This window comes from Haloarchaeobius iranensis (assembly GCF_900103505.1).
In the GTDB taxonomy this organism is placed as follows: Archaea; Halobacteriota; Halobacteria; order Halobacteriales; family Natrialbaceae; genus Haloarchaeobius; species Haloarchaeobius iranensis.
Genome location: NZ_FNIA01000021.1, coordinates 1 through 14245, shown reverse-complemented (window position 1 = coordinate 14245; position 14245 = coordinate 1). Strand labels below are relative to the sequence as shown.

At 66.1% G+C, this 14245-nt stretch carries 18 protein-coding genes and 1 pseudogene; 10 read left to right on the top strand and 9 right to left on the bottom strand.

Features of this window, described 5'->3' with window-relative positions; all coding sequences use genetic code 11:
• Positions 1-125 precede the first annotated feature (125 nt).
• The 4 genes from trxA (at position 126) to BLT27_RS15125 (ending at position 3612) form a co-directional block, all read left to right on the top strand.
• A complete protein-coding gene (gene trxA / locus BLT27_RS15140; protein WP_089735372.1) occupies positions 126-539 on the top strand; it encodes a thioredoxin in 414 nt (137 codons plus the stop codon).
• A gap of 265 nt (positions 540-804) precedes the next feature.
• On the top strand, positions 805-1806 hold the full coding sequence (locus tag BLT27_RS15135; protein ID WP_089735370.1) for a lysylphosphatidylglycerol synthase domain-containing protein: 1002 nt from the start codon (positions 805-807) through the stop codon (positions 1804-1806).
• Between the two features lie 80 nt (positions 1807-1886).
• Complete coding sequence (locus BLT27_RS15130) at positions 1887-2753, top strand: universal stress protein (protein WP_089735368.1); 867 nt, start codon at positions 1887-1889, stop codon at positions 2751-2753.
• A 91-nt stretch (positions 2754-2844) separates the two neighbouring features.
• Positions 2845-3612: an SDR family NAD(P)-dependent oxidoreductase gene (locus BLT27_RS15125; protein WP_089735366.1), complete on the top strand. Its 768-nt coding sequence runs from the start codon at positions 2845-2847 to the stop codon at positions 3610-3612.
• A gap of 40 nt (positions 3613-3652) precedes the next feature.
• Here BLT27_RS15125 and BLT27_RS15120 read toward each other — a convergent pair whose 3' ends face one another.
• The 4 genes from BLT27_RS15120 to BLT27_RS15105 form a co-directional block, all read right to left on the bottom strand.
• On the bottom strand, positions 3653-4342 hold the full coding sequence (locus BLT27_RS15120; RefSeq protein WP_089735364.1) for a LiaF transmembrane domain-containing protein: 690 nt from the start codon (positions 4340-4342) through the stop codon (positions 3653-3655).
• A gap of 117 nt (positions 4343-4459) precedes the next feature.
• Entirely contained in the window at positions 4460-5176 is a 717-nt protein-coding gene (locus BLT27_RS15115) for a DUF2270 domain-containing protein (protein ID WP_089735363.1), read from the bottom strand.
• Positions 5177-5191: 15 nt separating this feature from the next.
• Positions 5192-5776 carry a DsrE/DsrF/DrsH-like family protein gene (locus BLT27_RS15110; RefSeq protein ID WP_089735361.1) on the bottom strand — a complete coding sequence of 195 codons (585 nt, stop codon included), beginning with the start codon at positions 5774-5776 and terminating at the stop codon, positions 5192-5194.
• 2 nt (positions 5777-5778) lie between these two features.
• A complete protein-coding gene (locus tag BLT27_RS15105; protein ID WP_089735359.1) occupies positions 5779-6021 on the bottom strand; it encodes a sulfurtransferase TusA family protein in 243 nt (80 codons plus the stop codon).
• A 318-nt stretch (positions 6022-6339) separates the two neighbouring features.
• Between BLT27_RS15105 and BLT27_RS15100 the strand changes: the two genes are divergently transcribed.
• The 3 genes from BLT27_RS15100 (at position 6340) to BLT27_RS15090 (ending at position 7791) form a co-directional block, all read left to right on the top strand.
• A complete protein-coding gene (locus BLT27_RS15100; protein ID WP_089735357.1) occupies positions 6340-6837 on the top strand; it encodes a YeeE/YedE family protein in 498 nt (165 codons plus the stop codon).
• Positions 6834-7313, top strand: a complete 480-nt coding sequence (locus BLT27_RS15095; RefSeq protein ID WP_089735356.1) for a YeeE/YedE family protein — start codon at positions 6834-6836, stop codon at positions 7311-7313. The genes BLT27_RS15100 and BLT27_RS15095 overlap by 4 nt, the downstream gene beginning before the upstream one ends.
• A gap of 79 nt (positions 7314-7392) precedes the next feature.
• Positions 7393-7791: a helix-turn-helix domain-containing protein gene (locus tag BLT27_RS15090; protein WP_089735355.1), complete on the top strand. Its 399-nt coding sequence runs from the start codon at positions 7393-7395 to the stop codon at positions 7789-7791.
• A gap of 237 nt (positions 7792-8028) precedes the next feature.
• Here BLT27_RS15090 and BLT27_RS15085 read toward each other — a convergent pair whose 3' ends face one another.
• From BLT27_RS15085 to BLT27_RS15075, 3 genes are read right to left on the bottom strand one after another with little or no spacing between them, the layout of a single operon-like run.
• On the bottom strand, positions 8029-9102 hold the full coding sequence (locus BLT27_RS15085) for an ABC transporter ATP-binding protein (RefSeq protein ID WP_089735353.1): 1074 nt from the start codon (positions 9100-9102) through the stop codon (positions 8029-8031).
• A gap of 2 nt (positions 9103-9104) precedes the next feature.
• Positions 9105-9902: an ABC transporter permease gene (locus BLT27_RS15080; RefSeq protein ID WP_089735350.1), complete on the bottom strand. Its 798-nt coding sequence runs from the start codon at positions 9900-9902 to the stop codon at positions 9105-9107.
• Positions 9886-10791 (bottom strand): extracellular solute-binding protein, encoded by a 906-nt coding sequence (locus BLT27_RS15075; RefSeq protein WP_089735348.1) that lies wholly within the window; start codon positions 10789-10791, stop codon positions 9886-9888. The genes BLT27_RS15080 and BLT27_RS15075 overlap by 17 nt, the downstream gene beginning before the upstream one ends.
• Positions 10792-10894: 103 nt before the next feature.
• On the opposite strand from BLT27_RS15075, the gene BLT27_RS15070 reads away from it, so the two are divergent.
• A complete protein-coding gene (locus BLT27_RS15070; protein ID WP_245707790.1) occupies positions 10895-11584 on the top strand; it encodes a YqjF family protein in 690 nt (229 codons plus the stop codon).
• Here the strand turns inward: BLT27_RS15070 and BLT27_RS15065 are convergent, their stop codons facing one another.
• The gene (locus BLT27_RS15065; protein ID WP_089735443.1) at positions 11585-12346 is read right to left on the bottom strand and encodes a geranylgeranylglyceryl/heptaprenylglyceryl phosphate synthase; all 762 of its coding nucleotides are present in this window, start codon (positions 12344-12346) and stop codon (positions 11585-11587) included.
• A 118-nt stretch (positions 12347-12464) separates the two neighbouring features.
• Positions 12465-12647, bottom strand: a complete 183-nt coding sequence (locus BLT27_RS20055) for a cysteine hydrolase family protein (RefSeq protein WP_217639166.1) — start codon at positions 12645-12647, stop codon at positions 12465-12467.
• Positions 12648-13029: 382 nt separating this feature from the next.
• Between BLT27_RS20055 and BLT27_RS15055 the strand changes: the two genes are divergently transcribed.
• Entirely contained in the window at positions 13030-13917 is an 888-nt protein-coding gene (locus BLT27_RS15055) for a hypothetical protein (RefSeq protein ID WP_245707788.1), read from the top strand.
• A gap of 62 nt (positions 13918-13979) precedes the next feature.
• Positions 13980-14245 (top strand): annotated as a pseudogene (locus BLT27_RS15050) (IS5/IS1182 family transposase); the annotation flags it as partial.

Sequence of the window (14245 nt, the reverse complement as noted above, 5' to 3'; positions counted from 1 at the left end):
CACGTCGATATGGGGTACGTGAGCCACCTGTGTTCTCCTGATCGTGTTCTCGTTCCTAGCGCCACTGGCTGTATTGTGCAAAAAGAGCACAACACCTAAGTTCGAGGAGCGTCAACCAACTGGTGATGAGTGGAGATAGTTCAATCGAGGACATTCGCGAGCAGAAGATCGACGAGATGAAGAACCAGACCGAGGACGCCACAGCGGGCGAGGCCGGCGCGCCGGCGGAGCCGGTGTACGTGAACGGCGTCGACGAGCTGACGTCGACCACGTCGGAGTACGACGTCGTCCTCGTCGACTTCTACGCGGACTGGTGTGGCCCCTGCCAGATGCTCGAGCCCGTCGTCGAGTCTCTCGCGGAGAGCACGGACGCGGCAGTCGCGAAGGTCGACGTCGACGCGAACCAGCAGCTCGCCGCACAGTTCGGCGTGCAGGGCGTCCCGACGATGGTGCTGTTCGCCGACGGTGAGCCGGTCGAGCAGATGGTCGGCTTCGAGGACGAGGGCACGCTGCGGAGCCTCATCGAGCAGCACAGCTAACGCCGACTCGGCTCGCCGGCGACCGTTTCGCGCCCTTCTCAGTGCGGCCCGACGAGAAACCGTTCGACGACCTGTTGGGTCGCCCGCCGGAGCGTGAGACTGGCAGTCGACCTGTCCCGCCCGGTTCGCTGGCAACGTCCGCCAGGGTACACTGCCGCGGGGAGACACGTGACCGCGCATACAGGCGTGGAGGCCGACACATCCAGTGTCCGGTCCCCCACGCGACGACGGCGGGTTTAATTAGGTCCCCCTCGGAGTCCGTGACGTGCGTCCGTTCGTGCGGTTCATCGTCGGCGCGACGCTCGGGCTGGCTGCGGTAGCCGTGTACCTCTCGGTCGTCGGGGTGACGACGGTGCTGGACCGGGCGACCACGCTGGCACCAGTCGTCGCCGTCCTCGTCCTCGGGCTCGTGCTCGCCGAGGGCGCCGCGGACGGTATCGGTGTCTGGGCCTCGGTCCGTCCGCTCAACGGCGGTATCTCACCGCCGAAGAGCGTTCAGTTCGCGTTCGCGGGCGACTTCTTCGATACACTCAGTCCTGCGGGGCCGGTGACGTCGGAGCCCATCATGGCCCGGTTCTTCGCCGTCGAGACCGACACGAGCTACAGCGAGGCACTCGGAGTGCGGGGCGTCGCGAAGTACGTGAAGTCGGGCGCCCAGCTGCTCGTCTCGACGCTGCTCGTCGTCGCGCTGGTTCTCCTCGGACCGACGCCGCCGTTCCTCATCTACACGCTGGGCGGTGCAGTGGCACTCCTCGTCGTGGTCGGTCTCCTCCTGGTCGTCATCCGTGGACAGCTGCGTGGCGTCGTCGTCGCCATCCTCGCGATCCCGGTCGGACTCGTCTCCTCGCTCTACCGGTCCGACCCGCACGACCGGGCGGACGTGGCGGCTGCAGTCGACCGCTTCTGGATGCGTGCGGCGGCGTTCCGGGACGCTCCCGGGCTCGTCGCGCTCATCGCCGTCGGGGGCATCGTCGAGCAGGTGCTCACGGCCGGCGCGCTCTGGCTCGCCCTCGGGGGCATCGGTGCCCCCGTCGCGTTGCTCCCCATCGTCGCGGTCATCCCGCTCCCGCAGGCCGCGAGCGTCGTCCCGGTCCCGGCCAGTCTCGGGGCCTACGACGTGTTACTCGGGGCGGTTCTGGGGCTGCTCACCGTCGCCTCACAGGCGGATGCCGCCGCGGCCGTCTTCGCGGTCCGTACGTTCAGCATCGGCTCCGCCCTGGCGGTCGGTGGCATCTCGACCGGCTTTCTGCGTGGCTGGCGACCGTGAGACTGGCCGGAGGGCGACCGGCGGGCGTCGGCCCACTGTGCCCCCGTGATATTTGTTCGTTCCCCGTCAACGTACAGACAATGTTCGACGAGGTACTCGTTCCGACCGACGGGAGCGATTGTGCAGCGGCTGCCGTAGGGAACGCGGTGGACATCGCGAGCCACTACGGCGCCACCGTCCACGTTCTCAGCGTCCTCGACTCGCGCAGCCAGGAGAACGCCGAGCACCAGGCCCGGGATGGCACCCGTGCCGAGGCGGTCGTCGATGAGGTCACCGAGGAGATGGTCGACGCCGGCCTCGGGGTCGAACGCACCGTCCGCACCGGGGTTCCCTACGAGGTCATCCTCGAATACGTCGACGAGGCGGGTATCGACCTCGTGGTGATGGGTACCCACGGCCGGACGGGCGTCGAGCGCTACCTGCTCGGGAGCGTCACGGAGAAGGTACTCCGCCGCTCCGACGTGCCCGTGCTGACGATCCGAGACGCCGAGGACGGGTCGGTGCACTACCCGTACGAGTCGGTGCTGGTCCCGACCGACGGAAGCGCCGCCGCCGGGGCTGCCGCCGACGTTGGCCTCGACCTGGCGACACGATACGGCTCCGAACTGCACGTCGTCTCCATCGTCGATGCGCTCTCGATGGGGGTGGACGTCCGCTCCGAGCTGATGACCGACGCGCTCGAGGCGTCCGCTCGGGAGGCCGTCGACGGGATCGCCGAACGGGCCGGCGGTGCCGTCGGTGGGGTCGAAACCGCCGTCGCGTACGGGAGCCCGTACAAGAAACTGCGCCGGTACGTCGAGGAGAACGATGTCGACCTCGTGGTGATGGGCACCCACGGCCGGACGGGACTGGAGCGCTACCTGCTCGGGAGCGTCACCGAGAAGCTCGTCCGAACGTCTCCCGTACCGGTGCTGACAGTTCGAACAGCGGAGGCCGGCTCGGAGTAGCTGCCGCAGGCCCACAGCCAGAGTCTCAGCGAACTGGAACTATCGTCTCGTTTTATCATCTCTCGCGCCGAATTTCGGCTGGTGTTCACGCGTGCCACTACTTGACGACGAAATCGCGGTCATCACGGGCGGCAGCTCGGGTATCGGACGGGGAATCGCACTCGCGTTCGCCGAACACGGCGCGAGGGCCGTGGTCATCGCCGACATCCGCGAGGACCCGAAGGGCGAGGGAACCCCCACCCACGAGAAGGTCGAGACGGAGACCGACGCCGACGCGGCCTTCGTCCACTGCGACGTGACGGACCGCGATGACCTCACGGCCGCCATGGACGCCGCCGACGAGTTCGGTGGCGTCTCCATCATGGTGAACAACGCGGGCGTCTGGCGCGCCGAGGATTTCTTCGACGTCTCGGAGGAGGAGTACCGCTGGCTGATGGACATCAACCTCTACGGTGCGTTCTTCGGGTCGCAGGTCGCCGCCGAACGGATGGCCGAGGGCGACGGCGGGAGCATCATCAACATCTCCATCGTCGCGGGGCTGTTCGGCAACGGCAACTGGCCGACGTACTCGGCGTCGAAGGGTGGACTCACGATGCTCACGTACTCGCTCGCGCACAAGCTCGCGGAGCACGACATCCGGGTGAACGCCGTCCACCCGGGCGGCATCGAGACGATGATCGGCGGCGACGAGGAGACCAGCGAGGAGGAGGCCGAGGCGTTCGCCCAGCAGGTCCCGCTCGGGCGCTACGGACAGCCCGAGGAGATCGGTGGCGCGGCCACGTTCCTCGCGAGCGACCTCGCGAGCTACGTGACGGGCGAGTCACTGGTCGTGGACGGTGGCTGGACGAGCTGGCGCTAGCCGGTCCGATACCTCGGACCAATCAGCCGGGGGGAGCGCATCAGTTCTTGACTTCGATGCCACCGAAGGCGGTGAACCCGCCGACGACGAGGTCGACCTCGTCGTTGACAGTCTCGTACCGGCGGCGGGAGTCCTCGGCCGCACCGAGGACCGGGAGAACGTCCAGCTGCACGTTCCAGTCGCGCGGGACGACGACCTCGGCCGAACCGAACAGCGCCACGGCGTTGATACGGGCAGGTCGGTCGACGACCTCGGCGTCGCGGAGGTCTATCTCGACGCCGCCGAACACGGCGGTGAGGTCTGCGCCGGTGAACGCCTTCGAGGTGTTCCGTCGTTCGGCGCCGCCGAAGGCCGCGAACATCGAGGTGAAGCCGTCGTCGGTCGGGACAGCCTTCGCCCGGTAGGTCCCGAGGACCACCGAGAGACCGAACGCGATGACGAGCACCGGCCAGAACACGACGACGTCGTCGACGGTCGTGAGCCCGAGTGCGACGGCCTGCCAGGCAACGCCGATGCTGATCAGCACGACAGGGCCAACGATGCTCCGGAGGCGGCTCTGGTACAGCGCGAAGATGCCGATCACGACGAACAGTGACGGGGTGTACAGCAACAGCTCCGAGGTGGGGAACACGCCGGTGGTGTCCAGCAGGAGCAGCGCCCCGAGGACGACGACGAGGCCACCGAACAGTACCTGGATGGACGGGAATCTCCGCGAGGAAGTGGAGCTCATGGTTTAACATACTCGAAGTGATACTATAAAGACGTAGTATCAGTCCCGCGGTCAGAGAAATGGTCCGGGGGCAGAACGGTCAGACTCTACGGAGTATGGGTGCGCCGTGGATGCCGGTCATCTGCGGAGGTCCTCGAACCTGAGTTCGCCGCGCGCGTGCCACGTCCGTGGTCGGAAGGCGACGACCAACGCCGCGACGTAGAACGCGGCGACGGTGAGTGTCACGACCGTTCCCGGAATCGCACCCACCCGCGCAGTTGCGAGCCACGAGTCCGTCGCGAACGCGGTGATCCGCACCACCCAGGCGACGAAGAGCAGCCCGAACAGCGGGAGATAGATGCGTCGCAGCCGATGTGCGATGGCCTCCTCAGTCGTGATCTTCAGCGTCGGCTGGCGGTAGTCCGACGCCAGTTCCCTCCGCCAGTCCGGATTACGGAGCTCCAGGCTCGGGTCGAGCCCCTTCGCGAACACGTTCTGCTGGAGCGAGCGGACCCGGGTGCGCCAGATGTCGTAGCCCCGATACCGGCGCGCTTCGACGATAAGGAAGACTGTCAGGGTCGCGATGCCGATGAGGATGACGTAGTGGGGCGTGCCCGTCGACGAGAACGACCACGTCAGCAGTGCGGAGATGACGACGACCGCCCAGTTCGTGGTCCGGTCCAGCCGCTCGCGCCAGAACTTCATCCGGTGTATCTCGCCACGGTACAGGTGGGCCATCGACGAACTCGGGCCCATCTCCTCGTCCAGCAGGCCCTCACCGACGAGCGGGTCGGGGGCGGCCTGGCTGTCGGTCTCGGCCTGCTGCGTCCGCTCCTCGGGTGAGTCCTGTGTCATGAAGGAAGTGGTCGGTCAGACCAGGAGCTGGATGTCCGCCTCGGCCATGTCCTGGATGGCCGTCGCTGCGCCGACGCCCGTGGTGACGCCATCGAAGAAGTCGTCCTCGTCGTAGTCCATGAGGTCGATGGTCATCTGACAGGCCTGGAACTCGACGCCCATGTCGAGCGAGGTGTCGATGAGCTCCTCGATGGTCGCCGTGTCGTTGTCGGCGATCTGCTTCTCCATCATCCGGGTGGTCATCCGGTCCATCCCCGGTAGCGCCCCGATGACGTTCGGGACGGGCATACTGGGGTTACCGACGGAACTGAGCTGGAGGCTCTTCGACTTCTCCTCGTGCAGGATGTCGAGGCCCCAGAACGTGTGGAACACGGTGACCTCGTATCCGAACGCAGCAGCGGTGCTCGCGAGGATGAGCGGCGGGTACGCCATGTCGAGGGTACCCTTCGTCGCGATGATGGACATCTTCGGGTTGTCGTCAGCCGTGTCGGCCTCGAAGTCCGCCAGTCGGTCCTCGAGTTCCCCGACGCGAGCCGCCAGCTCGGCGCGGCTCGGTTCCTCGCCCTCTGTGCCGCCAGCGTTTGGTGTCTCGGTCGACATGATTACTCCGTCTTGCGGACGTAGTGGGTGTAGAGACCGTCGCCTTCGACCTGGTCGACGAGTTCGACTCCCGGTGTCGAGTCGGCCCAGCCGGCGATGTCGCTCATGCTGCCGGAGTCGGTCGCGAGCACCTCGAGCACTTCCCCACTGGTGAGGCCGTCGATGCTCTGTTTCGTCTTGACGACCGGCATCGGGCAGTTCTGTCCCTTCACGTCGAGCGTCTCGGTTGTCTCGTACTCAGTCATTGTATTGACTTCACCACTCAATACTGGAGGCCCAGTAAAAAGCGTGTCGGTAGCAATTCGGTCGTGCGACACTACTGCAACGTTCAATACCCACTAAAACTGCCCGAGTGGTGTCTGAGATGTCGTACTCTTCCGTTAGTATTGCCTAGAAGTAGAATTACTATGCAAACCCTTATCCGTGCGACCCCTATAGTTGGAACCGACAATGACAGACGGACGGTACACCGGACGCACGGGCACCCGTGACGACGGTCCCGGCACCGCCGACGGCACCGACCGGCGAATCGACATCGGTAGCCGACGTGGGGGTGTGTGCAGGTGACGGCCGAACTCACCCCGTTGCTGGCGGTGGCCGACCTCTTCCCGCGTGGGGTACTCCCGTACGCAATCGGCGGCCTACTCGTCGGCCTCGGAGCATCGATAATCTACCTCTCGACCGGCGTCATCGCAGGGGCGAGTACGTTCCTCGAGAGCACGCTCTCGTACGTCTCAGACATCGACCGGTTCAATCGCTTCACCTACCTCCAGTCCCGCGGGTGGCGGTTCGCGTTCACCGCGGGTATCGTCAGTGGAGCCGCAGTCTGGGGACTCGTGCTCGACCCCGGCATCTGGACCACCGAGGTCCAGTGGTGGCGGCTTCTCGGCGGCGGCTTCCTCGTCGGTATCGGTACCCGACTGGGGAAGGGCTGTACGTCCGGACACGGTGTCTGTGGCGTGGGCTCCCTGTCGAACACCTCGATCGTGAACGTCGCGACGTTCATGGCCTTCGCCATCGGGACGGCACAGGTCGTCGCCGCACTGGGGGTGTCGCCATGAGCACGACCGAGCGGAGCCCACTGTTCCTGCCCGCCATCTACCTCGGCGGGCTGGTGTTCGGACTCGGCCTCGCCATCAGCGGGATGGCACGCCCTGAGGTGGTGCTTGACTTCCTCCAGTTCCAGGACTTCGGGCTGCTGTTCGTGATGGGCGGCGCGGCGGTCGTCACCGGCATCACGTTCTTCGTGGCGACGACGTTCCTCGACCGTGCGCCGATCACCGGCGACGAGTACAAGCGCCGGGTGAAGTCCTTCGACCGCAACGTCGTCATCGGTGGCTCCATCTTCGGTGTCGGCTGGGGGCTCTCCGGCATCTGTCCCGGGGCTGCCTACGCCAGCTTCGGTGTCGGCAACTACCCCATCCTCTGGGCCATCGCCGGAATGTTCCTCGGTGCGTACGCCCAGGGCTACTGGCGCTCCAGTCGCGCCGACGACAGTGCCAGCCAGAGTGCCGAACGACCCAGTTCGCAGGACTGAGAGTGCCGTAACCGGCGCGCAAACAGTATTGTGCGGATTTTGCAAACACTTTTCCGTGGCCACTGCGTACGTTACGGAAATGGCTGACTCGATGAACGAGATGCTCCGGTCGGACATGCGCTGTGAGGGCCTGCTGGAGTGCTTCCACGACCTGAAGGGAATCGACAAGGAGATCTTCCGGCTGCTGAACGACGGGGAGGAGGCCCTCACCGTCGACGAGATCGCCGAGGAGATCGACCGTGAACGCTCGACCGCGTACCGGGCGGTTCAGCGGCTCCTCTCGGCTGGGTTCCTCCAGAAGGAGCAGGTGAACTACGACCAGGGCGGCTACTACCACGTGTACCGGCCGCGCGACGCCGAGGAGATCGCCCAGGAGATGCAGCGGATGCTCAACGACTGGTACGCGAAGATGGGGAACCTCATCGGCGAGTTCAGCGAGAAGTACGCCGACGGCGACGTACAGACGGTCGAGAGCTGAGCTACCCGCCTGCCTCTCGATGGCGCTCTTCCGGCGTGTCCGCCCGGTCAACGGCACCGAGCGGACGACTGGTTCGAGGGTGACGACCTTCTCGACGGCCCCACGACCTTGCCCGTCCCCGAGCCACCAGCATCGGCAGCACTGTACTGTCGAACGGGGCGGCGATACTGAAGGCCGCTACCTCGGCGAGTTCGTCGAACCCGGTGCCGAACTGTGGGGGCCGTCCCGGTGTCGTCCTCAGCCGATGACGTTGACGTCTGCCGGGTCCACGGACAGCGAGACCTGCTCGCCGGCTGCCAGGCCGAGGCGGGAGACCGTCGTCGGCGCCGCCGTCACAGCCAGCGCCAGTCCTGCCGTCGAGCTGTCGCCACCGGGCCGTGTCTCGACCACGAGACGGTACTGGTCCCCCTCGTTCACCAGCCGCTGGACGCACCCCTGAAGCGGTGCCACTCCGTGCAGTTCCGCCGTCGTCTCTCGCCCGAACTCGAACCGTGCCGGGTGGACACTGACGGTGACCGTCTCCCCCACGTCGGCCGTGACCCTCGTGCCGTCGAGCGCAGCGAGGGGTCGCCCCGGAGCCAGCCCCAGTAGCACCGCTTCGACCGTTCGCTCGAGTACACGGGCCGTAAGGACGTTCTCGCTCCCGGTGAAACGGGCGACGAACGGAGTGGCCGGCCGCTCCAGCACTGCCGAACACGGCCCCGCCTGTTCGAGCTGCCCGTCCCGGAGCACCGCGAGACGGTCGCCCAGGGCACTCGCCGTCCGCTGGTCGTGGGTGACGCAGACGACCGGGATGTCGAGCGAGCCGAACAGGTCGTGGAGCTCCAAGCGGAGCCGTCGCCTGATTGGGGCGTCCAGGCTCGACAGCGGCTCGTCGAGCAGGAGTGCGTCGGGGTCGGCGGCGAGCGTGCGGGCCAGCGCGACCCGCTGTCGTTCGCCCCCGGAGAGCGCCCCCGGACGACGGCCCAGCACGTCGTCGATCTCGAGCAGGTTCGCCAGCTCCCCGACCCGCCCCGCGTCGGTCGCGGCGTAGGAGAGGTTCTCGCGGGCCGTCATGTGCGGAAACAGCGCACCGTCCTGGAACACGACGCCGGTGCCACGGGCTTCGGGTGGCCTGCCCGTGAGCTCTCGGCCGTCGAGGCGGACCGAGCCGCCCGCACTGGAGACGATGCCTGCGACGGTCGAGAGGAGCGTTGTCTTCCCGCTGCCCGACGGCCCGAGCACCGCCAGCACCTCGTCCTCGACCGTCAGGTCGAGTGGTCCGAACGTGAAGTCGTCGTAGCGGGTCTCCAGTGCGTCGAGTTCGAGCATTGTCAGTCGAGTGGGTTCGTACCGAGGGCGTTCAGGACGACGAGGCTGACGACCGACACTCCGAGGAGGACGACAGCGACGGGGAACGCTTCGGACAGGCCCTCCGTGCTGAACGCCACCCAGATCTGGACCGGCATCGTCCGGGGGTAGTACGCGAGCATGATGGTCGCGCCGAACTCGCCGATTGCACGGGCGAACGCGAGCGTGACGCCCGCCAGGATGCCGGGCCATGCGAGGGGTAGCGTCACCCGCCGGACGGTCGTCGCCCGACTCTTTCCGAGGGACCGGGAGGCGGCTTCGAGCCGGTCGTCGACCCCCTCGAACGCGGCCTTGGCTGTGACCACGACGAACGGCGATGCGACGAACGTCTGTGCGAGCACCACGCCCGCGATGGACCGGGTGAGCGGGAGTCCGCTCGCCGACGCGAGCTCTCCGACCAGCGTGTCCGGACCGACGACCGTCAGCAGCACCATGCCGCTGACGATGGGTGGCAGGACGAGCGGCAGGACCACGAGTGCGGTCACCAGCGTCTTCACCCTGCCGTCGGTCCTGGCCAGCCAGTAGGCGAGTGGCAGCCCGAACGCGACCCCCACCAGCGTACTCACCGTCGACGCCACGACCGAGGTGGTCATCGCTCCGACGACGGCCGGGTCGTCGAGCCGAGCCAGCACCGCCGTCGGCGACTGGCTCGCGACGAGCGAGAGCACGGGCAGCAGGTAGTAACAGAGCAGCAGCGCCCCGAGGACCGTGGCGACCGCGAGCCAGTCCGGCCCCCGGTGCGGCTCAGCTCGCGAGGCCATCCGGTGGCTGGCCCGTGTATCGGGGGTACGGCTCGGGGACGGTGAACCCGAAGTCGGTCAGGTAGCCGTCACCGGTCAGTGCCTCGAACACCGCGGTCGTCGCTGCCGTCTCTCGAGGGAGTGTCGCCGCGTAACTTATCGGGGCGCCCTGCACCACTGTTCCCCCGGGCAGCTCGTAGCTCGTGGTCTCGTACCGGACGGCGAGTGCAGGGTCGCCGAGGTCGATGGCCGCCGGGAGGTCGACGAAGTCGTAGCCCCGGTCGACGGCCATGCTCCGGTAGGTGAACGCGGCGTCGATGGCGCCGGTCTCGAACTGGCTCACGAGCTGCGTCTCGGGGAACAGCTGTCCCGGAGCGGGAACCGCCGCTCTGAGGTTGGTGTCGGTGTCGTAGTGTTCGGTCGCGAGTTCGAGTGCGAACAGCGTCCGGTAGCCGAGCGGGTCCAGGTCCGGGTCCGTCCGTCCCAGGGCGACCCCCTCGTCGAGGAGCGGCCGCCACCAGCCGTCCACGCCCGCTTCGGCGACCCGACGGCCGCCCGGGCTCTCGGCGTCGTATGCGAGGACGAGGGAGTTCGTCGCGAACTCGGCGTACCACTCGGGCGTGAGGGTCGACTCGAACAGCGCGGGGTCCGCGACGGCGACGATGTCGGGGTCCTTCTGTCCGTCGGCGACGAGACGGGCGACCCGCGCAGAGCCGTGGGCCTCGACCGCGACGCGCTGGTCGACCCGCTCTCGCAGGCCGTTCTCCAGTGCGTCGTTCAGACTGCCGGCCGCGAGCACCGACACCGCGGCCCCACCGCCGAAGACGCCGCTGCAGCCAGCCAGGCCGGCCGTCGCGCCCGCCACCCCGGCGAGAACCGCGCGCCGCCGGGGTGTCGCTCCCGTCGTCATGGCCTCACCTCGGGAGGGTCGGCCAATAAAAGTATCTCACGGACGGACGCCAGGCCGACGCCGTGGCCGAGGAGTTTTGCACGCCGGGCCCCCAGGTTCGGGTATGCTACCACTGGCGATGGGCTGGCGGCACCTCCTCTTCGACAACTACCCGGTCGAGCCCGATACCGTCGACGCGCACCTGCCAGATGCACTCGACGTGGACACGTTCGACGGGGACGCCTGGCTCTCCGTCGTGCCCTTCACGAACGTCGACGTCCGTCCGATTGGTGTCCCAGAAGGGCGGGGCATGCCGCTCCCCGAGCTGAACCTCCGCACCTACGTCACCTGCGACGACGAACCCGGGGTCTACTTCTTCAGTCTCGACGCGCAGGGGATCCTCGGCGTGACAGGTGCACGACTGTTCCAGCACCTCCCCTACTACTACGCCCGTATCTCGCTGGAAGGGGTCGACGGCAAGGTCCGGTTCCTGAGCCGGCGGCTCCACCCCGGCGCCCGGCCGGCCCAGTACGAGGCGACGTACTGGCCCAGCGGTGAAGCGTTCGAAGCCCGCGAGGACCCCCTCGCACGGTTCCTCCTCGAGCGGTACCGGTTCTACACCGAAGCTCCCGACGGGACCGTGCGGTACTCGAACGTCGACCACGAGCCGTGGACGCTCTATCCGGCGAGCGTCGACGAGCGGACGAACACGCTGTTCGCCGCGGACGGTTTCGACACGCCGGACACCGAGCCGGTCCGATACTACAGCCCCGGCGTCGACGTAACCGCATCGCGGTCCAAACGCTGGGACTGACTAGGGGAGAGTCTCCCGGAACTGTTCGGGCTCGTCGTGGAAACAGTCACCGACGACGACCGCGTCGGCACCGGCGTCGAGGATCTCGTGGGTCTGCTCGTTGCGCTCGATGCCCCCACCGTAGAGGAGCACCGTGTCGTCGAGGTACTGCGCCGCGGCCTCGACATCGGCTGGACCGCCGTAGGTGCCGGAGTACTCGACGTAGAAGATGGGGAAGCCGTAGAACGACTCCGTCGCCAGGGCCGCGCCAGCGACCTCCTCGGTGGTGAACTCCCTCTCGACGCCCGACACGCCTGCCGCCTTCGAGCCGAGGTTCTGGATAACGTAGCCTTCGCCGACAACCTTCTCCGAGAGCTCCGCGATGGCGTCCCGGCCACGTGAGGCGATCAGTCCGCCCACGACCGGCAGGCTCGACCCGACGATCTCCTCCGGCTTGTTCCCGATCTCGGTGAAGAACTCGAGATGCTTCGAGACGAAGTTCTGCTGGTCGCCGTTGTACACGGCCGGCACGGAGAGGTAGTCCGCGGCCTCGACGGTTTCCGTCGAGACGTGACTGGAGCTGTACGGCTCCTGGAACACCGGGAGGTCGGGGAACCGGGACTTGATACGCCGGATCACGTCCAGCGAATTCTCCTGTGTGACGCCGTCGGAACCGCCGACGATGACCAGGTCTGTTCCGCCGAGAATCCCGAGGTCGGCCGGGAGGTCCTCGGCCGGGTCGACCTTCGTCACGTGGGAGACCGCCGACCAGTCGAGTGGCATGTTGGTGCCCATTTCCCGGAGTCGCTATTCAATCCTCCGACCAGGGCCTGGGGGTTTTCCCAGTTCCGAGGGTTGAGCAAGTCAACAGCAGCGGGGATTGATACAAAAACTACTCCAGTTAGCTCAGCCGGGACAGGATGGTATTCATAGACAGTGTGATCTCCTCGAAGAGGGGGCCATTGTACTCCCTGCCGATGCTCGTGAGTACGGCTGGGATGTCGTACACGTCGCTGGGCTTTGCCAACCCAGCGACGTTGTTCCGGAGTTCCCCGGTTCCGATGGTGTTGACGCCGAGTGCCATCTCGGGCTGGTGGTCGATGAGTGTGATCGCACAGTTCTGGGGCGCGAGCAACTGATCGCTCGGAGTAGCAGCAACGTTCCCATGGGAAGCGATCCAAATTCGTTCGCGAACCGGAGTAAGTGCCTGCGGACAGGAACAACACCAGGTGACAACGATGCCAATTCCCAACCCGTCATCTCATCGTGGGTGCCACAGTAGCGGCCAGCGCTCCGAGTCCCCGGACGGGATCGACGCGGGCAGTGGGTTGACTGACTGGACAGTTATTGACTCAGAAGGTCACTCCTCTACGAGCCTGAAACGCGGAGCAGATGACAGGAGTGTTACCAGGTTCTACGATTGTCTCTCTCACTTATTAATGGCGGCGGGACAAAGGGGGTTCACGATGCTGTACGGTCACGTTTCCGAACTGGAACTGGAAGTGGAGGATTGCGAGCTCGAACAACGCGAGCGGGACACGTCCAGTGGTTTCAGCCGAGCGACGACCATCGTCTCGTTGCATGGCGATGGCGAAACTGGGCGTGGAGAGGACGTCACGTACGACAACGACGCACACGAGGCCCTCGACGGTTCCGCAGGGGACTTTCCCGTAACGGGCGACTACACCCTCGACGAGTTTTCGGCCCAGGTATCTGAGATCGATCTCTTTCACGGGACTGAACCGAACCAGTCTATCTTCCGTAATTATCGACAGTGGGCGTTCGAGAGCGCCGCGCTCGATCTCGCATTGAAACAGTCCAACACCAACCTTGCCGATTGTCTCGGCCGTACGTACGACCCCGTTCGATTCGTCATGAGTACGCGTCTGGAGGACCCGCCGACCGGCGACGTCGTGCTCGACTGGCTCGACCGCAACCCGGAGTTGGAGTTCAAACTGGACCCGACATCGGATTGGACTACCGAGGTTGTCGAACGGCTCTCGGCAACTGATGCCGTTCGAACACTCGACCTCAAAGGTCAATACCACGGGACGACAGTGGACCAGCCTGCCGACCCAGCGCTTTACGAGCGAATCATCGAGGGGTTCCCCGAGGCGCTCATCGAAGATCCGGAACTGAACGAGGAGACGCGACCGCTGTTCGAAGGTGAGGAAGCCCGCGTGACGTGGGATTACCCGATTCGAGGCGTCGAGACGGTCGAAAACCTTCCATGGGAACCGGACTGGCTCAACATCAAGCCATCCCGATTCGGCTCGGTCCAGTCGCTCTTCGACACGGTCGATTACTGCCGAGAGCATGACATCCAGATGTTTTGGGGTGGACGGCTCTATTGAATCCACGGACGGCGTAGGGACGAGCCGTCAGAACGTTGGAAGTGAAGCGGGAGAGTACAGTTGTGCAAAAGGTCCTCTTCCGCTTCGTTAAACAAGCTGTCTCGATAGCACGAAAACTTACTGATGCTGCGCTAATGCAGATCAGCCATCCAGCCGGCAACGGGGTTGCCGGCTGGAAGCACGCCGTCCTGCACTTTCTCCGGCTTCACATGGACGCAACGCTCCAAGAAGTCCTCGACTGGGCCGAGGAGATGGAGCGGGTACGAGCCGCGCTCGTTCTCGAGCGCGGCGAGTTCCCCGGCCCATCCGCGCTCTGCAAGTCGTTTGA

Bases quoted from the DNA above. Each gene is read 5' to 3' on its own strand.
- trxA (WP_089735372.1), top strand. From the start codon at position 126: ATGAGTGGAGATAGTTCAATCGAGGACATTCGCGAGCAGAAGATCGAC.
- BLT27_RS15130 (WP_089735368.1), top strand. From the start codon at position 1,887: ATGTTCGACGAGGTACTCGTTCCGACCGACGGGAGCGATTGTGCAGCG.
- BLT27_RS15120 (WP_089735364.1), bottom strand. From the start codon at position 4,342: ATGAGCTCCACTTCCTCGCGGAGATTCCCGTCCATCCAGGTACTGTTC.
- BLT27_RS15115 (WP_089735363.1), bottom strand. From the start codon at position 5,176: ATGACACAGGACTCACCCGAGGAGCGGACGCAGCAGGCCGAGACCGAC.
- BLT27_RS15110 (WP_089735361.1), bottom strand. From the start codon at position 5,776: ATGTCGACCGAGACACCAAACGCTGGCGGCACAGAGGGCGAGGAACCG.
- BLT27_RS15105 (WP_089735359.1), bottom strand. From the start codon at position 6,021: ATGACTGAGTACGAGACAACCGAGACGCTCGACGTGAAGGGACAGAAC.
- BLT27_RS15095 (WP_089735356.1), top strand. From the start codon at position 6,834: ATGAGCACGACCGAGCGGAGCCCACTGTTCCTGCCCGCCATCTACCTC.
- BLT27_RS15090 (WP_089735355.1), top strand. From the start codon at position 7,393: ATGGCTGACTCGATGAACGAGATGCTCCGGTCGGACATGCGCTGTGAG.
- BLT27_RS15085 (WP_089735353.1), bottom strand. From the start codon at position 9,102: ATGCTCGAACTCGACGCACTGGAGACCCGCTACGACGACTTCACGTTC.
- BLT27_RS15080 (WP_089735350.1), bottom strand. From the start codon at position 9,902: ATGGCCTCGCGAGCTGAGCCGCACCGGGGGCCGGACTGGCTCGCGGTC.
- BLT27_RS15075 (WP_089735348.1), bottom strand. From the start codon at position 10,791: ATGACGACGGGAGCGACACCCCGGCGGCGCGCGGTTCTCGCCGGGGTG.
- BLT27_RS15070 (WP_245707790.1), top strand. From the start codon at position 10,895: ATGCTACCACTGGCGATGGGCTGGCGGCACCTCCTCTTCGACAACTAC.
- BLT27_RS15065 (WP_089735443.1), bottom strand. From the start codon at position 12,346: ATGCCACTCGACTGGTCGGCGGTCTCCCACGTGACGAAGGTCGACCCG.
- BLT27_RS20055 (WP_217639166.1), bottom strand. From the start codon at position 12,647: ATGGCACTCGGCGTCAACACCATCGGAACCGGGGAACTCCGGAACAAC.
- BLT27_RS15055 (WP_245707788.1), top strand. From the start codon at position 13,030: ATGCTGTACGGTCACGTTTCCGAACTGGAACTGGAAGTGGAGGATTGC.